Source organism: Halapricum sp. CBA1109 (genome assembly GCF_009741825.1).
Taxonomy (GTDB): domain Archaea; phylum Halobacteriota; class Halobacteria; order Halobacteriales; family Haloarculaceae; genus Halapricum.
This window is the reverse complement of the sequence record NZ_WPCA01000002.1, coordinates 11,731-30,843: the sequence shown is the minus strand read 5'-3', so window position 1 is coordinate 30,843 and position 19,113 is coordinate 11,731. Positions and strand designations below refer to the sequence as shown.

Here is a 19,113-nt window from a genome sequence, read left to right as displayed (position 1 = left end):
GAGTATTTAAAAATAAGAAACTCATAACAATATGTGACGGATGCCGACAACACGCCGCACCTACGTCTGCCGTATCCAGAACCACTCACAAGTGGCTGGTGCGCTAGACAGGCACGGCTGGTCGGCATCCAAACTCTGGAATGTTGCCAACTACTACGCCCGTCAACAGTGGGACGAAACCGGTGAAATCCCCGACGAAAAACAACTCAAACGCGAGCTGAAAACCCATCCTAAGTACAAAGGACTGCATAGCCAGTCCAGTCAGAACGTTCTCGAAGAACTTTCTGAAGCCTTCAGTTCGTGGTTTGGCTCCAACGACGACCGAGACAACCCACCGGGCTACCGCAAAACCAACTACTACGATAGCGACGGCAACAGAGTTCACGAAGAACACCCACGCTCGACGGTGACGTGGAAACAGAAGGGCATCCGCCATGACACTAAACACGACAGAATCCGTCTGAGCAAAGGCAAAAACCACAAAGACGGACACGACTTCATCCTCTGCGAGTACCAAGCACCACCAGCGGTCGAACTGGAGAATATGCAGCAGGTGCGTGCTGTCTGGTGTAACACCAAACAACGGTGGGAGTTACACGTCGTCTGTGAAACGGAAATCACCGCAGAGTCGCCCGGTGAGAAAACCGCAGGCGTTGACCTCGGTATCTGTAATCCAGCCGCTGTCGCGTTCCCTTATGACGCTCTGCTGTATCCGGGCAACACGTTGCGTGAAGACAAGCATTACTTCCAGCGCGAAGAATACCAGACAGAAGGGCCCCACGGGCCCAGTCAGACGGCACAGTGGGCGCGTGAGAAGGTGTCACAGCGGAAAGACCACTTCCTGCACGCCCTGTCGAAAGACATCGTAGAACGGTGTGTTGCCCACGACGTGGGAACGCTCGTTGTGGGCGACCCCAGTGGTGTCGATGAAGATGATTGGGGTCGGCACGGCAACAAACGCTTGGATAATTGGGCGTACAAGCGGCTGATGAATCTGCTCGACTACAAGGCCCGTGAACGTGGTATCGAGGTGGAGATGCCGGACGAACGCGGTACGTCCTCGAAATGTAGTGTGTGCGGGCATAAAGACGGTGAAAGTCGTATTGAACGTGGCCTGTGGAAGTGCGACCGCTGTGGTGTGGTTGCGCACGGTGATGTGAATGGAGCCGATAATATCAGACAGAAAACGCTACCCGTGACTCCCCCATTAGGGGATAGCGGTAACGGCTGTTTGGCCCAGCCTCGCGTCATTCAGTTCAGCCGGACTCGCGGATTCCAACCGCGAGCACCCGCCGAGTGACGCGTAAACCCTAATATCCCAACGCTTGCGGTGCGGTCGGGATTCCTCCGCGTTCACGCGGAGGAGGAGGTCAAGGACGAGTATGTAAACTCCGATCCCTACCGAACAGACTGAGTTGTATCCCAGTCGTCTTTCTGCGATTGGTATCTCATTGGAAGCCAAGCGAAAGCGAACAGTCCGATAGCGAAAGCGTTGTCCAGTCCATAGTCGGTGGTGACGAGCGTGGAAAGACGGGCTCCGGTGAGTATTCACAAGCGCGATCTCCGTCGATTCAGCTACACAGTTCCGGAACAATCGACTGCTATCGAACATTTTTCAGCCGAGAATACAGATGAAAATATATTTCGACAGAGCCCCTACGCACTACTTTAGCTGCATCTTCGTTCGAAGCATCGGCATTTCAACTTCGGTGTCAATCGGTGATCGAGACACCGCCGAAGGCGGCGAAACCGGTTACGACGAGGTCAGTCTCGTCAGTAGTGTTCTCGTGGCGTGGGCGGTCGTCGGAGGCACCACCCAGAACCGGCAGGACATCCATCTGGACGTTCCAGTCACGGGGGACGACGACCTCGACACCGCCGAATAGAGCAATCACGTTTATTTGTGCCGGTTGGTCCTCGATGCCAGCGTCACGCAGGTCAAGCTCTACCCCTCCGAACATAGCTGTCAGGTCTGCACCTTCGAACGCCTTCGACGTGTTGCGTTTCTCGACACCGCCGAACGCGGCGAATGCGTTAGTAAAGGCAGTATTGGTCGTCCGGGCACGTGATCGAACCTGTCCGAGAAGTATCGAGAGGCCAAACGCGATAACCAGAACTGGCCAGAACGCGACAACTTCATCACCGGTCGCATAGTCAAGCGCGACGAGTTGCCACGCCCCAGCGACGAAGATCAGTACGATCGGGCCGACGACGTTCCGAAACCGACTCTGAACGAGCGCCCAGACGCCGATTCCGACGAACAACACCGGAACGTACACCAGCAAGTCACTCGTGGAGACGAGCCCTGTCGTCTCCAGCAACAGCAACAACCCAACCAGAATGACGATGGATCCGAAGAGAAACTGGCTGGTTGGCACACGACGATTCGTTTTCGGGTTCATTGGTAACGAGGTGTCGGCAGTACAACAATCACGTTTCGATGAGATTGTAATGAGTGTCCGTAACAAGATAATGCCGGACTACTATCTCCGAACAGCGACCCGCCACTCGCTTCGAAACCACAGCAGTCCGCTCAGAGCATCCCGGCGACGAGAAACCGACCTCTGACGGGACATCGAACCGGCTGTTTCCGTCGCTTGGCGTCCGATCGGTCTCTCGAACCGTCTACACGTCACTCTCCGAGACACATATGTTGAAAGTGATCGTATCAACTGTCTTCGGGTGGTCGTAGGCACACCCGGTAGGCCGGAGTACTGTCGCGGAACGACAGGGTCGGTTTCGGGTGCGTAGCAAATGCCTATGTCACCGGGCGGTTAGATACGTAAGTAGCTCCGGGTATGCGTCTCAGACTAGTCTCACGGCGGCACACGACCCTCGCTCGAATCGCCACCACACCATATCGCCAGTGCGCTCCCGATTTCGAATAATGGTCGCTCCCTCATCCGTTCTCGATTCGTCGACCGTCCTGCTCGCCGGGGAGAGCGAGTGGCTCACCCAGTTTGCAGCGACGCTCGAATCACGGACGAACGCCGTCGTCCGGACGGCCGAAACCACATCGGCGGCGATCGATATCATCGAAGACGGGGGTATCGACTGTCTCGTCAGCGCGTACGCGCTGCCGGAGACGACCGGCATCGACCTCCTCAGAGCGGTCCGCGCCGAGACCACCACGCTCCCGGTTCTCCTCGGTACGACGACCGGGAGTGAGGCCATAGCCAGTACGGCCATCGAGGCCGGCGTCACCGATTACATCGCGCTCGCGGACTCGGCCGAGCAGCGGACCGACGAGATACTCGACCGAACCGAACGCGCGGTTCGGTCCGCACAGCGGTCGACCACGCAACGAGAGCGGGCCAGACAGTTCGACGCGGTGTTCAACGATTCCCGGGCGGCGACGTGGGTACTGGATCCGGACGGCTCGCTCGCTCGTGTGAACCAGACTGCACGGGAGCTGCTATCCGAGGACGTCGACACGCTCGTCGGCGACCCGTTCTGGACACTCCCGTGGTGGTCACGACCGGGCGCGGCGAACGCCGACGTCCGGCGTCTCGTCGAGCAGGCACTCGACGGGTCGTTCGGGAACGCAGTCGTCCAACAGCCGTTGGACACCGACGACCCGCGCGTCGTCGACCTCTCCGTTCGCCCCGTCGAGAACGAACGCGGTGAACTGGTCTCGGTCGTCGTCGAGGGCGTCGATATCACCGAACGTGTCGACCTCGAACGCGACCTCCGGCAATCGGAGGAACTCCACCGGGTGACGCTGAACAACATGACCGACACGGTCCTCATCACGAACGAGGACGGCGAGTACACCTACGTCTGTCCGAACGTTCACTTCATCTTCGGCTACACAGCCGAGGAGATTCACGAGCAAGGGACGATCGACGACCTCCTCGGGGCGGACCTCTTCGACCGTGCCGACCTCGCGGCGGACGGCGTCCTCAAGAACATCGAAACCACGGCCACGGACAAGGCCGGTCGCGAGCACACGCTCCTGATCAACGTTCGCGAAGTCTCGATTCAGGACGGGACGCTCCTGTTCAGCTGTCGCGATATCACGAAACGCAAGCAACGCGAGGAGGCGCTCGCGACCCTCCAGGAAACCGCCCGGGACTTCCTGTACGCCGAAACCCACCAGGAGATCGCTCAGCACATCGTCGACGACACGTCCGGTGTCCCCGACCTCGACGCGAGCGCGGTCTACCTCTTCGACGTCGATGCCAACGACCTCCGCCCGACGGCACACTCGGCGGCGATGCGGGCGCTCAACGGACCACTCCCGACCGTCCACGCCGACGGCGAGACGCTCGTAGGTTACAGTTTCGTCGAGGACGAGGCGCTGTTTTTCGACGACGTCCACGAGGCGGACCGACTCGAAAACCGGGCGACCGACCTCCGGAGCGTCGCCTACATCCCGCTCGGGGACCACGGCGTGTTCGTCGCTGGTTCGGAGCACGTCGGTGTGTTCGACGACGTGACCCGGGAACTGGCCGACCTGCTCGCCGCGACCGCCGAGGCCGCCCTCGACCGCGTCACACGGGAGTCTCGACTCCGCAAGCAGGACCGCACACTCCAACAGCAAAACGAACAGCTCACCGCCCTGAACCGAACGAACGAGACCATTCGAGAGATCGATCAAGCGGTCGTGCGAGCCGAGACGCGGGAGGAGATAGATCACACGGTCTGTGAGCTGTTGACCGCCGACGACCGGTTTCGGTTCGCGTGGATCGGCGCCGTCGACCCGACGACCGACACCGTCGAGCCCCGGGCGTGGGCGGGTTCCGAACAGGGGTATCTGGACAGTCAATCGTTCGCCGTCGACGGGACGACCGCGGAACCGGCCGGTCGAACCGCGGCCACCGGCGACGTGACGATGGTGACGAACGTCGCCGACGGGCTCCGTGAGGAGCAGTGGCGCAAAGACGCACTCGCCCGTGATTACCTCTCGGTGCTGAGTATCCCTCTCGTGTACAACGACCTCTCCCACGGGGTTCTGACAGTCTACACACCGTCCCGGGACGCCTTCGACGACACGACGAAGACCGTCTTGGCCGAACTCGGCGAGACGATCGCGTCCGCTCTCAGTGCCATCGAGCGGAAGAACGCGCTGCTCACGACGTCGATGACGCGAGTCGAGTTCGCGGTCGACGATCCGGCGTTCGTCCTCTCGCGGCTCGCACGGGACGCCGACTGTACGCTCTCCTATCAGGGCGGGATCCAGCAGTCTGCGGAGGGGAGCTACGTGTTCGTCACCGTCGAGGACGCGCCGCTGTCGGCTGTCGTCGACGCCGCCTCGCAACTCGTCGGTATCGACGACGTCCAGACCATCAGTACCGGTGACGAGGGTGGCGTCTTGCGACTCCGGCTCACGCAGCCGTTTCTCGCCTTGGAACTGGCCGACCACGGTGCCGTGTTCCGCGAAGCGACGGCCACACCGACCGCCACGACGCTCGTCGTCGACATCCCGGACAGTATCGACGTCCGAACGATCACGCAACTCGTCCGCGAGACGTTCGCTACGGTCGAACTCCGTGCCAAACAGACCCTCGACCAGACAGCCACACACGACCTGTATTCGAGAGTCCTCGATAAGCTAACCGAGCGACAGTTCGAGGTCGTCCAAACCGCATACTACAGCGGGTACTTCGAGTCACCGCGCGAGAGCACCGGGGAAGACGTCGCCGCGACGCTGGGCATCTCGCCACCTGCGTTCTACGCACACGCCCGGACCGTCCAGCGCAAACTGTTCGAGACGCTCTTCGAGGAGCACAATCTCCCCGCTTCCGCGAGGCAGGTTGAATAACGAACCCTCTTTGTCTCTCAGTGTTTGGTTGTTAACTACCGATTATTCCCTTATACACCTATTACTCACATCTAGAGTGCCCCGACCCAGTGTTGGCACTCGTGACCTCACTATGAGAGATGTCGAACCCAACCAAGACCGAGAGACCGCTTACGAGTGTTTCGAGTGTGGCAACATCGTCCTCGCAGCGGACAGCCCCGATAAGTGCCCGGATTGTGGCGGGGCGATGCGCAATCGCCATATACCCCTCGAATGACGATGGCCTCCACACCCGGGAGCGCCGGCGAGGAGTCCACGGAGTCGGCGACGGACCGAACCACGTCGGAATCAGCGCTTGAAACGGCCCGCCGCCAACTGCACCACGCTGCCGAGCACCTCGATATCGACCCCAACGTCGTCGAGCGACTCAGACACCCGAAGACAGTGCACGAGGTGACGGTCCCGGTAGAGCGTGACGACGGGACCGTCGAGGTGTTCACGGGCTATCGGGCCCACCACGACAGCGTCAGAGGGCCGTACAAGGGCGGCCTCCGGTATCACCCCGAGGTGACCAGAGACGAGTGTGTCGGTCTCGGGATGTGGATGACCTGGAAATGCGCCGTGATGGACCTGCCGTTCGGCGGGGCCAAAGGCGGTGTCGCCGTCGACCCCAAGGCGCTGAGCGCCGAGGAGAGAGAGCGACTCACTCGTCGGTTCGCACAGGAACTCCGTGACGTCATCGGCCCCAACCGGGACATCCCAGCGCCGGATATGGGGACTGACCCCCAGACGATGGCGTGGTTGATGGACGCCTACTCGATGCAGGAGGGCGAGACGATACCGGGGGTCGTCACCGGCAAGCCGCCGGTCGTCGGCGGTAGTGAAGGCCGCGAGGAAGCCCCCGGTCGCAGTGTCGCGATCATCACGCGGGAGGTCTGTGAGTACTACGACCGGCCACTCGAGGAGACGACGGTCGCGGTCCAGGGCTACGGGAGCGTCGGGGCGAACGCCGCACGGTTGCTCGACGACTGGGGCGGGACTGTCGTCGCGATCAGCGACGTGAACGGGGCGATGTACGACCCCGAGGGCATCGATACGGCGTCCGTCCCGTCACACGACGAGGAACCGGAGGCGGTCACGACGTACGCGGACACCGTGATATCGAACGACGAGTTGCTCACGCTCGACGTCGACGTCCTCGTTCCCGCAGCGCTGGGCAACGTGATCACCGAACAGAACGCCGACGCGATAGCTGCGGAGTTCGTCGTCGAAGGGGCGAACGGCCCGACGACGTCGGCGGCCGATTCGATCCTCGCGGAGCGGGACATCGTCGTGATCCCCGACATCATCGCCAACGCCGGCGGTGTCACGGTGAGTTACTTCGAGTGGCTACAGGACATCAATCGGCGGGCGTGGTCGCTCGAACGGGTGCACGACGAACTCGAGACGGAGATGCAGGCCGCCTGGCGGGCCGTCCGGACGGAGTTCGAACGCCGCGACGTCACGTGGCGGGATGCGGCCTACATCGTCGCACTCTCACGCATCGCCGAGGCACACGAAACCCGTGGGCTGTGGCCCTGAAGGCAGCGCCGTCGCGTCCGGCCGATCGCATCGCCCGTTTTGCAGAGCCGGCGAATCGGCAGTCGGCATATTAGGATGACGCCTCGACTGCGGGGTATGGAACGCCCAGACGCGTCGACGACACGCCGCGCTGTGGTGGCCGGTCTCGGGGCAGCGACCGTCACCGGTGGCGTCGTCTACGCAGGCGCGACGCTCGACAATCGGGGGACGGACACGGACACCACCTCCTCGGCCGACGACGTAGCGTTTCACAGAACCACCGGGTCGACCGGTTTCGGCATCGAACTCGACGGACATCCCGTTATGGGGAGTATGGACGCACCCCTCGATATGTACTACTGGGGGGACTACCAGTGTCCGTTCTGCCGTCGGTTCGAGGAGAACACGTTTCCGGCACTCGTCGACGACCACGTCGCTCCCGGTACCGTCCGCGTCGTCTTCATCGAGTTCCCCTATCTGAGTGCGGGGTCGATGACCGCGGCAGTGATGGACCGGTGTGTCTGGCGACAGGTTCGCGACGAGAACCCGCGCCGATACTGGGCGTGGCACTCGTCGGTGTACGATGCCCAAGGCGAGAAGGGATCGGGGTGGGCCAGCAGGTCGAACCTCCTCGAGATCACACGGGGAGTCGACGGTGTCGATGCGGCGGCCGTCGAAACCTGTATGGACGAGGACCGGACGGACATCGAGGCGGCTATCGCTACCGATATCGAGCGCGCACGCCAGCTCGGTTTCCGTGGCTCGCCGGCGTTCGTACTCTACAACCGCGACGCCGACGAGGCGGGGAAACTCGTCGGTGCACAGCCGAAAGAGCGGTTCGACGAGGCCATCACGACCGTCGAAAACGTATGATCGACCTCCGGGCCCACGTGATTCGGTTCCGCGGAGCGCTCGCCTATCCGCTCACGACGACCCGGCGCACAGTCCTGACACTCCTCGTCGCGGCCGTGACCTACTGCCTGCTCGTTTTGAGCTCGTTCCCGACCTACTCGATGCAGCTGTTGGGCGCCGATCTCGGGTACGTCGACGATGCAGTCATCGCGCTGACGGGAAACACCTACCGGACTGCGGGTGCGGGCGGCCTCGCGCTCGTCGTCGTGTACGCCATCACGACCGGTATCGCGGTGACGGGCGCACTCGGGCGTGTTCGGTCGGCCGGTCGACCCGACGCGCGTGGGCTCTCTGCCGTGTTGCCCGGGCTCCTCGCCTCCGGTTGTGCGAGCTGTGGGGCAGGCGTCCTCGGACTGGTCGGCTTTGCCAGCGCACTCGCGACACTGCCGTTCGACGGGAACCTCCTCCGGCTGGCAGGCCTGCTCTTGCTCGTGGGCTATCTCTCCCGGCTCGGTGACCCGCGACACTGTACCGTCGCGTCGGCAGTCGAATCCGAGTAGCGGCCGTCACGCCTCACAGGAACAGTCCGTATCGAGTCGATAGCGGACCACGAGGCCGACGAGGCCGACTGTCAGTGCCGTGACGAGCACGCGGACGAGCCCACCACCTACCGCCGCCGTCGCCCCGCCGCTGACCGTGGCGCCTGCCGCGCCAGTCGCCGCCGGTGTTGCGAACAGACAGCAGAGGCTCACGACACCACCGAGCCCGAGCAGTGGCCACCGGGCAGTCGTCGTCTCGCCGTCCCCGTCCGAAGTCGTGTCCGTGGATGCCATCGTTCTCCCTCCGGACACTCACTCGGGTGTGGTTCCCGTCGGTTCGCCGTCGACACACTGCTCGCAGGGTCGCTGCCTGCGGACGTAGAGCAAGCCCCCGAACAGAGCCACACTGACAACTCCGAAAAGCGGGCGAAGGGGGTCGAAGTACGTCATAAGAGCGGAACTGCCGAACAGTGTCAGCAAGACGGCGTTACAGACTGGACAGCCGAACGCTAGAAATCCGAGAACCGTACTCGCGCCGGCGGTCGTGTCCGCTCCGGTCCCGCCGGGCGCTCGCTGGACGGTGTACAGACCCAGAAAGCCCGCGGTCAACAGGAGAAACGCGTAATCGAGGCCCGTTCGCGGCACCATCCGAACGTACACCGGGTTCGGTATCAGCCCCGTCACGAGACCGAACAACGCGAACGACCCGACGCCGAACCCAGTCGCCTTGCGGAGACGCCTCCCGAACTGCTGCATACACGCACCCGTTCACACCTGTGGAAGTAAAGTCGACTGCCGATTTGCACGCTCGGCAAACCGAGGTACGAACCGTCGGTTCTTTCAGTGCCACCGTGGGACAGTGTCCTATGAGCAACGGTGGCGAGCAGGCTCCCGAGGCCATCTTTCAGTTGCTCGCCGACGAGTACGCACGACGGATTCTGCTGGCGGCCGATAGGGAACCACAGACGGCCAAGGAGCTCAGCCGTTTCTGCGACGCATCGTTGGCGACGGTTTACCGCCGCGTATCCACACTCGAAGAGCACGACCTCGTCGACGAGCACTCGACTGTGGATGCCGACGGCTCACACCGCCGGGTGTTCGAGACGACGCTCGAAGAACTCCACGTCGAACTCTCGGACGGGGACCTCGACCTCTCGGTGGCGACACGTGACGAACTCGCTGATACCTTCACGTCCCTCTGGACGGATATCCGGGACAGCACATGATACAGCCACCGATACTCCTCGCAAAGCTGATCACGCTCGTTCTCAGCCTCGTCGTCGCCTCGCTGGCGTACCACGGCTACCGGCGAAGCGACCGCGACGCGATGCGGTACGTCGCCGCCGGCTTCCTGTTCATCGGCGTCGGCGCCATCTGTGAGAGCCTCGTCTATCAAGTTCTCGGCACGTCGCTCCTGTCGGCGGCGCTCCTCCAGGCGGCACTCGTCTCTGGCGGCCTGTTGCTCATCCTGGCGTCGCTCACGTTCGAGGGAGACACCAGCGGCGCCTGAGGCTGCCACTCGGTGTACCCGTCGTAGAGGGCGGTGACGACCGTCGCCAGACTCGTGACGAGGGCGATGTCCCACCGCAGTTCGGCCTGTCGGGGACGGGATGCCGGAACGGTGTCTGGCCTGCAACGCACCGCGGAAAACGATACTGAAAATGCGGGAGGACTGATCCCCATCCCGCTCACCGCTCGGGACTCCTGAGTGCGGCGACGATGCCGCCGACGGCACCGAAGACGGCGGGGAACACGACCCCGGCAACGAGAACCGCCGGCAGGAGTTCGGGGTAACCGCTGAATCGGGCGCCCCCGCCCTCCGCCGAGACGCGGAACACTACTGCGCCGACGACCGACAACGCCAGATACGGCGGGACGACGAGGCCACCGACGACCGCGCCGTCGCCCACCTCGGTGACGCCGTGGAACCGCCCGACCGCCAACCCGGCGCCGACAAGCAGTGCCACCGGAATCAGGTACACGAGTGGCGTGAACCCGTCACCGCCGACGAACGACACCGCACTCGACCCGCCGAACCCGAGGAAGCTACCCTCGAGTACGGTGTCGACGAAGTGGCCGTTGAAGAACACCCAGCCGACGAAGTCGATGCCGCTGGCGCTATCACCGGCGCCATCGGCTATCTCGCCCAGTTCGGAGTCCTCGATGCGAGCGAGGACGATCAGTGCCGTGAGCACGTAGCCGACGATCCACGCGGCAGCGCCGGCGACGGCACCCTCCTCAGCGGGAGGTCGTCGGCGTCGCCTGTCGGGGACATACCCACTGGACTCGTGACCGCCCAAAGAGCGTTTCGACCGGTTGACTGTCACGAGACGGTGGCACCCTACGCTTTGACCCACACGCTCCGGAGTTCGTACCGCGTGACGTCCTCGGTGTCGATAGTGAGGGGGAACTCCATATCCGTCGACTCCCCGACGCCGACCGGTTGGACCAGTTGTCTGCCGGCCTCGTGGAGCCTCTCGCCGTCGTCGTCGAGAAACCTACAGGTGACGTTCGGGACCTGCCCCTCCGTCGTGATCCGTTCGTCGCCGTCGTTCTCGGCGGTGACCTCGACGAGGACGCGGGTCCCGGACGCCGTCCCTTGGGTCGCGTACTCGTGGGAGAAGACCAGCGGCGTCTCGTTGGCCGCCACTTCGCCGTCGACCCGGTTCCGCGAGCATCCGGCCAACAGTACCCCTGCGCCTGCTCCCGCCGTCCCGAGGAACGTCCGTCGGTGCATACTCCCGCTGGAAGGAGGCCAGCCCTCAATGTATCGTCCGTAGAGTCCGGACTCGGGGTCACACGCGCCGCTCGGTCGCGGTCGCTCGCTCGACCAACCGCTCCAGATCCGGCACCTCGAAGGTCGGTTCGGCCGAGAGCGTCACGTCCGCGACGTGGTCGCGCCGCAGGTAGGCCGCGTCGATGCCGGCCCGCTGTGCGGCGACAACGTCTTTCTCGGAGTCGCCGACGTACAGGGCGTCCTCGACGCCCAGATCAGCCACCGCGGCCTCGACGTACTCCGGTTCGGGCTTGCGCGCCGCGGCACCCGACAGCGTGGGTCGCCGTCCACGCGCCGTCTCGAACTCCGGCAGGTCGTGGAACGCCAGCAGGAACTCGATGGTCGCGTGCTGGTTGTTGCTCACCAGCGATGGGACAGGACAGGTCGGCCAGCGCGGCCACGTCGTCGTAGACGGGCTTACCGCCCGCCCGGACGTGGGTCTGCTGTGCGAGGCTGGCGGTCAACTCGCGGTAGTGCCAGAACGCCTCGGGGTCGATACCGTGCTCGCGGGCCGTTTCGGTCGGCACCTCGTCCTCGGTGACCGACCGGCGGGCGACCGAGCGGTCGATGTCGACGCCGAACGCGTCGAAGGCGTCGACGACGGCGTCGACCAGCACCGCGGTGTCGGTCGGTTCGACCAACACGCCGTCACAGTCGAAGACGACGGCGTCGTAGGTGTCAGTCATCGGCCGGCACCTCCGTCTCGGGCGGCGCGTGGTCGGCACCGACACACCGGGCCACGTCCGCGACCGACTTCATCTCGAAGACGAAGTAGTTCGCCGGCACGGCATCGACGACGGACTCGTAGTCGGGTAAGGGCCGGTGCTGGTCGGCGGTGCCGTCGTTGTCGTGGAGGTGACAGACGCGGATGCGGTGGCCGAACTGCTCGACGAACGTCCGCCAGTCGTGGCCGTTGGCCTTCGCGTGGCCCACGTCCAGCGTGACGCTGAGGTACTGTGGCGGCACGTCGACGGAGTCGACCATCGCGGCCAAGTCCGCCGGCGTCGTCGTGTAGCGCCGTTTGCGCTCGTCTATCGGTTGGTTCTCCAGACACAGCGAGACGCCGACCATCTGGGCGTACTCGGCGCACTCGGCGAGCGACCGGCGCGCGTTCTCGCGGGCCTGCTCCCGTACCCACTCGGGGTACCGCTTCGGGACCGACCCGCCGTGGACGACGACGCTCGTGGCGCCTGCGGCGGCCGCATCGTCTAACGTCTGTTTGACGCGTTCGACCGAGTCCCGCCGGACCGTCTCGTCGTAGCTCCCGACGTTCCAGTCCCGGAACGGGGCGTGGTAGGTGACGCTGACGCCGTAGTCGTCGGCCAGTTCCCGAACGCGCTCGGGGTCTGGCGTGTCGGGATGGCCGGCCAGATACTCCCGCTTGAACTCGACGTGGTCCAGCCCGATGGCCGTGACGTACTCCATGAACTCCGCGACGCTCGTCCCGAACCGGACGTCCATCGCCGCGCCGATGCGGTGGTCCGTCATCGCCGGCCCCCCGCGGTGGCGTCGGCGCGGTACACCGGCCGCCCGGCGACCAGCGCGCTCGTGACCGTCGGTGCCGGCTCCCGGTCGACGACGATCAGGTCCGCCCGTTTGTCCTCCTCGATCCGACCCCGGTCGGGAACGCCCGCGGCGTCGGCGGGGTTCGCGCTGACCCGTGCGACCCGTTCGGGGAGGGACTCGCCGGTGTCGACGAACACCGACGCCAAAAGCGACGGCGGGTGGTAGTCTGCGACCAGCGTATCGACGACGCCGGCGTCGATTCCCTCGGCGGTGGCGAGGTTGCCCCACTGGCTCCCGCCGCGGACGAGGTTCGGCGCGCCCATCGCCGTCGTCATCCCGGACTCGGCCGCCGCTTGTGCGGTCTCAAGCGTGATGGGATACTCGGTGATATCGACGCCCGACTCCGCGAGTCGCCGGACCTCCGCGGGGTTCTCGTCGTCGTGAGAGGCCGTCACCGCACCGGCGGCGTGTGCCCTGTCGACGACCCGGTCGATCCGGTCGCGTATCGTCGCCATCGGGATGTCGGTGCGCTCGTCGATTATCTCGTCGGCCTCCTCGGCGGTGTGCTCGTCGGCGCTCTCGTAGTACTCCCGGAAGGCCTCGACGTCCCGGAACTGGCCCTTGCCGGGGACGTGACTCATCACGGACACCAAGTCGGCGTCGCCGTTGTCGAGTACGTCGAGGACGGCCTCGACACACCGCGTCTGTGTGACCTCACACCGGGCGTGCAGGCGGTGGTCGGCCAGCAGGTCAGTCGCTTCCGAGATGGCGTCGGTCAGCGTCGCCGCCAGTTCCGGCGAGCGGTCGGCCTCCTCGTCCAGTTCGAAAGAGATGGCGTGGAACTTCGTGGTGATGCCCGCGGCGACGTTCGCGCGGTCGGCCGAGGCCAGCGCGAGGGGAATGTCCATCCGGGCGCCCGAGCGCGGGTGGAGGTGGCCCTCGATGTCGTCTCCGTGGAGGTCGATCAGTCCGGGCAGGACGAGACGGCCCTCGGCGTCTATCACAGTGTCCGCGCCGGCGTCCACGTCGCCGACCGAGACGATGCGGTCGCCCTCGATGCGGACGCCGCCCTCTATCACTGCCTCGGGCGTGACGAGTCGCCCGCCGACGACCGCGACGGAACGCTCGGCGGCCTGTGCGGTCGAACTCATCGGCCCACCTCGCCGTCGAACGCCTCGACCGGCAGGACCGCCTCCAGAGCGCCATCGTCCAGCACGACCACCCGGTCGGCGACGGCCGCGACCACGTCCGTATCGTGGAAGACGCCGACGACGGTGGTCCCGTCCCCGAGGGACGTCTCCAGCAGGTCGATAGCGTCCCGTCGCGTCTCCGGGTCCAGCGCGCTGGTCGGTTCGTCCAGCAACAGCAGGTCCGGGTCCGGAGCCAGCGCCTGCGCGAGGTTGACACGCTGGCGCTCGCCGCCGGAGAACGTCGCGGGGTAGGCGTCCCACAACGCCTCGGGGACCGAGAGGGCGTCGAGCAACTCACGGGCGCGGTCCCGGGCCGCCTCCGTCGGCGTCCCCTGTTCGACCAGCGGTCGGGCCACCACGTCGACGGCGGGGACCCGCGGTATCTCGTCGAGGAACTGGGAGGTGTAGCCGATGGCGTCCCCGCGGAGACCCATCACGGTGCGGTCGCCACAGGAGGCTAAGTCGACCGTCTCTTCGTCCTCGGCACCGTAGTAGCGGACGCTCCCGGCGGTCGGATCGTACGTCCGGTAGAGACACTTCAACAGCGAGGACTTGCCGCTGCCGGACTCCCCGACGACCGCGAGGAACTCCCCCTCGCGGACGTCGAACGATACGCCGTCTAGCCCGACGACTTGCGTGTCGTCGAGCACGTGCACGTCGAAGGTCTTCTCTAAGCCTTCGACTGATAGGGCTGTCATAGTACTGAGTTGATGAGGGTCTGGGTGTACTCGTGGTGGGGGTCCTCCATCACGCGATCCGTGAGTCCGGACTCGACGATGCGGCCGTGGCGCATCACCAGCGTCCGGTCGGCCAGCAAGCGGACGACACCGAGGTCGTGTGAGACGACGATTGCCGCGACGCCCTCCTCGCGTTGGACGCGCCGGAAGGTGTCGAGCACTCGGGCCTGGACGCTGACGTCCAGTCCCGTCGTCGGTTCGTCGAGGACGACCAGGTCGGGGTCGGTCGCCAGCGCACGGGCGATCTGGACGCGGCGCTGCATCCCGCCCGAGTACGTCCGCGTGGGGTCGTCCATCCGGGCGACCGGTATCTCCGTCTCCTCGAACAACTCCCGGACGCGCGCTCGCACGTCCTCGTAAGAGCGCCACCCGGCCGAGAGGAGCTTCTCGGCGACGTTGCCGCCGCCGGTGAACTCCAAGTCGAGGCCGTCCCGGACGTGCTGGTGGACCAGAGAGATGTCGCCCGTCCGCAGGTCGTGGCGGGTCTGGTAGTCCACGTCCAGCAGGTTCCCGTCGTGGCCGGCGTAGGACACCTCGCCGCCGACGGTCGCCTCCGGGTCGCGTTCCAGCGCCAGCGCCTCGGCGAGGCTTGACTTGCCCGACCCCGACTCGCCGACGATGCCAAGCACTTCGCCTCCCTCGACGTCGAGGTCGGCCTCGGCGCAGGCGACGACGGTCCCGCAGTGGGGACACTGGTTGGTCCCGGCGCGGTCGCCGGTCGCGTCGCGGCAGTCCGGACACCCCGGCCCGTACAGCGTCTCGACGCCCGACGCCTCCAACAGGGTCACGCCTCACCACCCCCGTTCCCGTCGGCGTCCGGTGTCGCCGGGCCCCAGTCGACCCCGGAGCGGTCGAGATGGTGGTCTTTGAGCAGGTCAGGGTCCCCGCGGCGTTTTGCACAGAAGCTCGAATCGTTGCAGGCGTAGCGCGTCTCGAAGCCGTCAGCGTCGTCGTCCGCACCGCCGTTCCCCTCCCCACCCGCTCCGCCCGCAGCCGACCCGGGCTCCTCCGAGACCTCCACGAGATAGGTGTCGGTCGAGCCGCAGGCGTGACACTCCTGCTCGGCGAAGCGCTCGACGGTGAACGCCCGGTCCTCGAAGGCCAACGGCTCGACGGCCGTATGCGGCGGCACGGCGTAGATGCGGGCCTCCCGGCCCGCCGCCAGAATCGTCAGGTGGTCGGCGTCGTCGAGTTTCGGCACGTCCCACCGCGGGATGGGCGAGGGGTCCATCAGGTACCGGCCCGCGACCATCGTCGGGTACCGCGAGGCGATGTTTATCTCGCCGTACTCGACGACGTTCTCGTAGAGGTGGACCCACATCTTCCCGTAGTTCTCGTGGGCGTGTCGCCGCCGGTTCGCGGCGTCCGAGGGGTCGACCTTCCGCAGGGCGTCGGTGATCGGAACCTGCAACACGAGGCGTTGGTCGTCGGTCAGCACCTCCTCGGGGATGCGGTGGCGGCTCTGGATCAGGTCCGCCTCGGTCGTGTCGGCCGTCGTCGACACCTCGGCGGTGTTTGCCGCGAGTCGCCGGATGTTGGCGGCGTTGACGCTCTCGTCCGCGCCTTGGTCGATCACCTTGAGCGTGTCCTCGGGTCCCAGAAGCGACAGCGACGCCTGGATGCCGCCGGTTCCCCACCCCCGGGCCAGCGGCATCGGCCGCGAGGCGTACGGCACTTGGTGGCCGGGGATGGCGACGGCCTTCAGCATCGACCGTCGGACCTCCCGTTTGGTGTGTTCGTCGAGGTAGGCGTAGTTGTACCCCGACAACCCCTCGGTCTCGACCGCCGAGAGCGCGGCGTCGACGGAGTCTGTCGGCACCGCCGTCCCGCCGCCTGTCGATTCGTCCCGTGACTCGGTAGTGGTGTGTTCAGTCATCGTTGCTCGCCTCCGCGACCGGTGGCTGTTCGGCGGCGTCGTCGCCGCCCGAATCGACCGCTCCCGCTTCGCCCACGCCCTTCCGTTCGCGGATCGACCGGATTCGGTCCAGAATGGACTGGAACGTGACGTAGTGGGGGAGTTTGAGGTGTTCGATGAAGCCGAAGGCGTCCATCCCGTCGATAGTATCGAGGACGAACTCGGCGTTCTCGGCCGGTTCGTCGTCGCTGTCCAGTTGGATCGAGGCGTCGAGGATTGTCATCCCGATTGCCTTGCGCTCGTTGCGGCCGAACGTCAGGCCGTAGCCGAACGCGAACTGCGGGTCCGCCCGCTTCTCGTAGACGGGGACGACGGCTTCGGACTCGGTCACGTCGGCGTGGGTGACCGTCACCTCCTCGTCGGTGTAGGGATGCTCGATGCGCACGGGGAGGCGGCCGACCCGAACCTCCGCCAGCGTCGGGTGGACCTGCCCGTACCCCCGGAGCGCGGAGTAGCCCAGCGCGGTCACTGCGCCCGTCTCGCCGCGGGCGAGTTCCTGGAGCACCGCGTCCCGGTCGGGCGGATGCGTCACCGACTCCCGGGTGGTGTCCGTCGGTTCCTCGACGTCGGGTTCGTCCGGTTCGTGGAGCAATCCCTCCGACCGGAGGAGTTCCGTGACGTTCGTGAGTCGCTCGGGGTCACCCTCGTCGCAAGGTCCCACGCCTCGGTCGGGTCGGTCTGCTCGCCCGCTTCGAGGTCGAAATCAAGCAGCCGCTGGGTGTAGTCTTTCGTCGCGCCGAGAATCTGCCCACCGGGCACGTCCTTGAACGCCGGGGACACCCGCCGGGAGGCGATCATCTCGCCCGGGTCGACCGCGGGCGTCTCGTCGTACCGCTCCAGCGTCGAGCGGTAGGCCCGCAACAGGAAGGCGGCCTCGACGGTGTCGCCTTGGGCCTGTTTGACCGCCAGCGCGGCCAGTCGCGGGGCGTAGAGGCCGCCCTCGCTCATCGCCTGAGCGGTGAGCCGTCCGAGTTGCTCGTCCAGTTGGTCGACGCTCACGTCCTCGCTGTCGCCGGCGAGACGCTGTTTCTCGAAGAGGTCGGCCGCCCGCTGGATTATCTCCTCGCCGGCGGCGACGGCGACGTACCCCATTCAGGCCACCTCCATCGTCACCGACCGCGGGACGGCAGCGACCCGGTTTTCGGCCGCGAAGATAGCGTCGACGCCCCGGGGGTAGTCGGACTGGGCTTGGGCCAGCGCCGCCAGTGCCGATTCGGGAAGGGACACCGACAGCGTCGCGGTGCCGTCGACGCCGGGACCCGAGAGCGTCACCGTCGTCCCTTCACCGGACCCGGCGGCGACGGACGCGACGCGGTAGACGACGGTCGCGCCCTCGCTGGGTTCGACAAGCGACCCGCGCTTGCAGGCTCGCACGTCCACGCGGGAGTGGTCCCGGACGTGGACGATATCGGCGTTCTCGGCGGCGGCCGCTTCGAGGCGGCCCTGCCCCGAGAGGGCGTCCCGGAGCGAATCGTCGTCGGTCGCTATCGTCACCTCGTGGTCGACGAAGGTGGCGACGACGGCGTGGTCGGCGGGCGCGGGCACCGCCTGCACTGTCCCCGGTCGGCTCATCGCCGAGAGGAGGCCGTCGAAGGTCCGCCGCGTCTCGTGGACCGGGTCGATGCCGAGCGCCCTCACTGTTGGTCCTCCATCGTCTCGAACTCGACGGCGGTGTGTTTGCTCTCGGCCCACGACTGTCGGCGCCGTTCGCGCTGGCGGGTCGCTGTGTCCTCGAGGGCGTCGACGATAGCGGGTGTCCGCTCGTGACCGCCGGCCACCGCCGCGTCGACGATAGCGCCCGAGAGCGCGGCCCGTTCGGCCTTGCCGGGGACCATTGCGAACCCGCGCTCGCCGGCCAGTTCGACCTCCGCGGGCGTGACCAGCACCTCGCCGAGGTTGAACGGCCGCCGTTCGACCGGTTCCTCGACGCGTTGCATCAGCAACTGCGGCCGCGGTTCCTGACGGACCGACAGCGGCGGGTCGTCCTCGAGTACCTCGTTGGCGAACCGGGCGAGCGTCGCCGCCTCGCAGGCGGCAATCAGCTCGAACCGGTCCGATCTGTCGTGTGGATCAACCATCACTCGGGGGAAACACACCCCAACTACCGCATAAGAATTCGCTCGGTACTCTCTGGTCTCTCCCGGACGTAGTGGTTCGTTCCCCCTCCCGGCATCGAGCGTCCGGACGAGTACGGACGCCGCTCGGTAGCCGAGTACTCCGGCCGCTATCGAGCGCGTGCGACAGGGACGCTGTGGACTCTACCCAGCCAACCGTTATTCGACCCGTTTGCAAGAA

Annotated in this window: 24 protein-coding genes; 8 read left to right on the top strand and 16 right to left on the bottom strand. The window is 65.6% G+C overall.

Going from position 1 to position 19,113, the window contains the following annotated elements; translation table 11 throughout:
- Positions 1–40 precede the first annotated feature (40 nt).
- Positions 41–1,300 (top strand): RNA-guided endonuclease TnpB family protein, encoded by a 1,260-nt coding sequence (locus tag GJ629_RS00405; protein ID WP_157511239.1) that lies wholly within the window; start codon positions 41–43, stop codon positions 1,298–1,300.
- A 412-nt stretch (positions 1,301–1,712) separates the two neighbouring features.
- Here GJ629_RS00405 and GJ629_RS00400 read toward each other — a convergent pair whose 3' ends face one another.
- Entirely contained in the window at positions 1,713–2,378 is a 666-nt protein-coding gene (locus GJ629_RS00400) for a LiaF domain-containing protein (RefSeq protein ID WP_370515732.1), read from the bottom strand.
- A 509-nt stretch (positions 2,379–2,887) separates the two neighbouring features.
- Between GJ629_RS00400 and GJ629_RS00395 the strand changes: the two genes are divergently transcribed.
- The 5 genes from GJ629_RS00395 (at position 2,888) to GJ629_RS00375 (ending at position 8,715) form a co-directional block, all read left to right on the top strand.
- On the top strand, positions 2,888–5,764 hold the full coding sequence (locus GJ629_RS00395) for a bacterio-opsin activator domain-containing protein (protein WP_157511237.1): 2,877 nt from the start codon (positions 2,888–2,890) through the stop codon (positions 5,762–5,764).
- A gap of 112 nt (positions 5,765–5,876) precedes the next feature.
- Positions 5,877–6,020: a rubrerythrin-like domain-containing protein gene (locus tag GJ629_RS00390; protein ID WP_157511236.1), complete on the top strand. Its 144-nt coding sequence runs from the start codon at positions 5,877–5,879 to the stop codon at positions 6,018–6,020.
- Positions 6,017–7,324 carry a glutamate dehydrogenase GdhB gene (gene gdhB / locus GJ629_RS00385; protein WP_157511235.1) on the top strand — a complete coding sequence of 436 codons (1,308 nt, stop codon included), beginning with the start codon at positions 6,017–6,019 and terminating at the stop codon, positions 7,322–7,324. Before GJ629_RS00390 ends, gdhB begins: the two co-directional genes overlap by 4 nt.
- Positions 7,325–7,420: 96 nt before the next feature.
- Complete coding sequence (locus GJ629_RS00380; RefSeq protein ID WP_231754397.1) at positions 7,421–8,176, top strand: DsbA family protein; 756 nt, start codon at positions 7,421–7,423, stop codon at positions 8,174–8,176.
- Entirely contained in the window at positions 8,173–8,715 is a 543-nt protein-coding gene (locus tag GJ629_RS00375) for a hypothetical protein (protein ID WP_157511234.1), read from the top strand. Before GJ629_RS00380 ends, GJ629_RS00375 begins: the two co-directional genes overlap by 4 nt.
- A 6-nt stretch (positions 8,716–8,721) precedes the next feature.
- On the opposite strand, the gene GJ629_RS00370 is transcribed toward GJ629_RS00375, so the two are convergent.
- Both GJ629_RS00370 and GJ629_RS00365 read right to left on the bottom strand, forming a co-directional pair.
- Entirely contained in the window at positions 8,722–8,988 is a 267-nt protein-coding gene (locus tag GJ629_RS00370; protein ID WP_157511233.1) for a hypothetical protein, read from the bottom strand.
- An 18-nt stretch (positions 8,989–9,006) separates the two neighbouring features.
- A complete protein-coding gene (locus GJ629_RS00365) occupies positions 9,007–9,450 on the bottom strand; it encodes a hypothetical protein (RefSeq protein ID WP_157511232.1) in 444 nt (147 codons plus the stop codon).
- A gap of 110 nt (positions 9,451–9,560) precedes the next feature.
- On the opposite strand from GJ629_RS00365, the gene GJ629_RS00360 reads away from it, so the two are divergent.
- Both GJ629_RS00360 and GJ629_RS00355 read left to right on the top strand, forming a co-directional pair.
- Positions 9,561–9,920: a helix-turn-helix domain-containing protein gene (locus GJ629_RS00360; protein WP_157511231.1), complete on the top strand. Its 360-nt coding sequence runs from the start codon at positions 9,561–9,563 to the stop codon at positions 9,918–9,920.
- A complete protein-coding gene (locus GJ629_RS00355; protein WP_157511230.1) occupies positions 9,917–10,204 on the top strand; it encodes a hypothetical protein in 288 nt (95 codons plus the stop codon). The genes GJ629_RS00360 and GJ629_RS00355 overlap by 4 nt, the downstream gene beginning before the upstream one ends.
- A 178-nt stretch (positions 10,205–10,382) precedes the next feature.
- Here the strand turns inward: GJ629_RS00355 and GJ629_RS00350 are convergent, their stop codons facing one another.
- The 13 genes from GJ629_RS00350 to phnG are packed head-to-tail and all read right to left on the bottom strand — an operon-like array spanning position 10,383 to position 18,896.
- The gene (locus tag GJ629_RS00350) at positions 10,383–10,994 is read right to left on the bottom strand and encodes a hypothetical protein (RefSeq protein ID WP_157511229.1); all 612 of its coding nucleotides are present in this window, start codon (positions 10,992–10,994) and stop codon (positions 10,383–10,385) included.
- A 41-nt stretch (positions 10,995–11,035) separates the two neighbouring features.
- A complete protein-coding gene (locus GJ629_RS00345) occupies positions 11,036–11,431 on the bottom strand; it encodes a twin-arginine translocation signal domain-containing protein (RefSeq protein ID WP_157511228.1) in 396 nt (131 codons plus the stop codon).
- Positions 11,432–11,489: 58 nt separating this feature from the next.
- Positions 11,490–11,783: an HAD family hydrolase gene (locus GJ629_RS16620; RefSeq protein ID WP_231754403.1), complete on the bottom strand. Its 294-nt coding sequence runs from the start codon at positions 11,781–11,783 to the stop codon at positions 11,490–11,492.
- On the bottom strand, positions 11,686–12,156 hold the full coding sequence (locus GJ629_RS00340) for a hypothetical protein (protein WP_231754396.1): 471 nt from the start codon (positions 12,154–12,156) through the stop codon (positions 11,686–11,688). The genes GJ629_RS16620 and GJ629_RS00340 overlap by 98 nt, the downstream gene beginning before the upstream one ends.
- Positions 12,149–12,958 (bottom strand): sugar phosphate isomerase/epimerase, encoded by an 810-nt coding sequence (locus tag GJ629_RS00335; RefSeq protein ID WP_157511227.1) that lies wholly within the window; start codon positions 12,956–12,958, stop codon positions 12,149–12,151. Before GJ629_RS00335 ends, GJ629_RS00340 begins: the two co-directional genes overlap by 8 nt.
- Positions 12,955–14,127: an alpha-D-ribose 1-methylphosphonate 5-triphosphate diphosphatase gene (locus GJ629_RS00330; RefSeq protein ID WP_157511226.1), complete on the bottom strand. Its 1,173-nt coding sequence runs from the start codon at positions 14,125–14,127 to the stop codon at positions 12,955–12,957. The genes GJ629_RS00335 and GJ629_RS00330 overlap by 4 nt, the downstream gene beginning before the upstream one ends.
- Positions 14,124–14,864 (bottom strand): phosphonate C-P lyase system protein PhnL, encoded by a 741-nt coding sequence (locus GJ629_RS00325; protein WP_157511225.1) that lies wholly within the window; start codon positions 14,862–14,864, stop codon positions 14,124–14,126. Before GJ629_RS00325 ends, GJ629_RS00330 begins: the two co-directional genes overlap by 4 nt.
- Positions 14,861–15,691, bottom strand: a complete 831-nt coding sequence (locus GJ629_RS00320; RefSeq protein ID WP_370515731.1) for an ATP-binding cassette domain-containing protein — start codon at positions 15,689–15,691, stop codon at positions 14,861–14,863. Before GJ629_RS00320 ends, GJ629_RS00325 begins: the two co-directional genes overlap by 4 nt.
- A complete protein-coding gene (locus tag GJ629_RS00315; protein ID WP_157511224.1) occupies positions 15,688–16,779 on the bottom strand; it encodes an alpha-D-ribose 1-methylphosphonate 5-phosphate C-P-lyase PhnJ in 1,092 nt (363 codons plus the stop codon). The genes GJ629_RS00320 and GJ629_RS00315 overlap by 4 nt, the downstream gene beginning before the upstream one ends.
- Complete coding sequence (locus tag GJ629_RS17410) at positions 16,772–17,410, bottom strand: carbon-phosphorus lyase complex subunit PhnI (RefSeq protein ID WP_255475183.1); 639 nt, start codon at positions 17,408–17,410, stop codon at positions 16,772–16,774. Before GJ629_RS17410 ends, GJ629_RS00315 begins: the two co-directional genes overlap by 8 nt.
- Complete coding sequence (locus GJ629_RS17405) at positions 17,347–17,910, bottom strand: carbon-phosphorus lyase complex subunit PhnI (protein ID WP_255475182.1); 564 nt, start codon at positions 17,908–17,910, stop codon at positions 17,347–17,349. The genes GJ629_RS17410 and GJ629_RS17405 overlap by 64 nt, the downstream gene beginning before the upstream one ends.
- Positions 17,911–18,456, bottom strand: a complete 546-nt coding sequence (gene phnH / locus GJ629_RS00305) for a phosphonate C-P lyase system protein PhnH (protein WP_370515730.1) — start codon at positions 18,454–18,456, stop codon at positions 17,911–17,913.
- The gene (phnG, locus tag GJ629_RS00300; protein WP_157511223.1) at positions 18,453–18,896 is read right to left on the bottom strand and encodes a phosphonate C-P lyase system protein PhnG; all 444 of its coding nucleotides are present in this window, start codon (positions 18,894–18,896) and stop codon (positions 18,453–18,455) included. Before phnG ends, phnH begins: the two co-directional genes overlap by 4 nt.
- Between the last annotated feature and the right edge of the window lie 217 nt (positions 18,897–19,113).

Bases quoted from the DNA above. Each gene is read 5' to 3' on its own strand.
- GJ629_RS00405 (WP_157511239.1), top strand. From the start codon at position 41: ATGCCGACAACACGCCGCACCTACGTCTGCCGTATCCAGAACCACTCA.
- GJ629_RS00395 (WP_157511237.1), top strand. From the start codon at position 2,888: ATGGTCGCTCCCTCATCCGTTCTCGATTCGTCGACCGTCCTGCTCGCC.
- GJ629_RS00390 (WP_157511236.1), top strand. From the start codon at position 5,877: ATGAGAGATGTCGAACCCAACCAAGACCGAGAGACCGCTTACGAGTGT.
- gdhB (WP_157511235.1), top strand. From the start codon at position 6,017: ATGACGATGGCCTCCACACCCGGGAGCGCCGGCGAGGAGTCCACGGAG.
- GJ629_RS00380 (WP_231754397.1), top strand. From the start codon at position 7,421: ATGGAACGCCCAGACGCGTCGACGACACGCCGCGCTGTGGTGGCCGGT.
- GJ629_RS00375 (WP_157511234.1), top strand. From the start codon at position 8,173: ATGATCGACCTCCGGGCCCACGTGATTCGGTTCCGCGGAGCGCTCGCC.
- GJ629_RS00370 (WP_157511233.1), bottom strand. From the start codon at position 8,988: ATGGCATCCACGGACACGACTTCGGACGGGGACGGCGAGACGACGACT.
- GJ629_RS00365 (WP_157511232.1), bottom strand. From the start codon at position 9,450: ATGCAGCAGTTCGGGAGGCGTCTCCGCAAGGCGACTGGGTTCGGCGTC.
- GJ629_RS00360 (WP_157511231.1), top strand. From the start codon at position 9,561: ATGAGCAACGGTGGCGAGCAGGCTCCCGAGGCCATCTTTCAGTTGCTC.
- GJ629_RS00355 (WP_157511230.1), top strand. From the start codon at position 9,917: ATGATACAGCCACCGATACTCCTCGCAAAGCTGATCACGCTCGTTCTC.
- GJ629_RS00345 (WP_157511228.1), bottom strand. From the start codon at position 11,431: ATGCACCGACGGACGTTCCTCGGGACGGCGGGAGCAGGCGCAGGGGTA.
- GJ629_RS00340 (WP_231754396.1), bottom strand. From the start codon at position 12,156: ATGACTGACACCTACGACGCCGTCGTCTTCGACTGTGACGGCGTGTTG.
- GJ629_RS00335 (WP_157511227.1), bottom strand. From the start codon at position 12,958: ATGACGGACCACCGCATCGGCGCGGCGATGGACGTCCGGTTCGGGACG.
- GJ629_RS00330 (WP_157511226.1), bottom strand. From the start codon at position 14,127: ATGAGTTCGACCGCACAGGCCGCCGAGCGTTCCGTCGCGGTCGTCGGC.
- GJ629_RS00325 (WP_157511225.1), bottom strand. From the start codon at position 14,864: ATGACAGCCCTATCAGTCGAAGGCTTAGAGAAGACCTTCGACGTGCAC.
- GJ629_RS00315 (WP_157511224.1), bottom strand. From the start codon at position 16,779: ATGACTGAACACACCACTACCGAGTCACGGGACGAATCGACAGGCGGC.
- GJ629_RS17405 (WP_255475182.1), bottom strand. From the start codon at position 17,910: ATGGGGTACGTCGCCGTCGCCGCCGGCGAGGAGATAATCCAGCGGGCG.
- phnG (WP_157511223.1), bottom strand. From the start codon at position 18,896: ATGGTTGATCCACACGACAGATCGGACCGGTTCGAGCTGATTGCCGCC.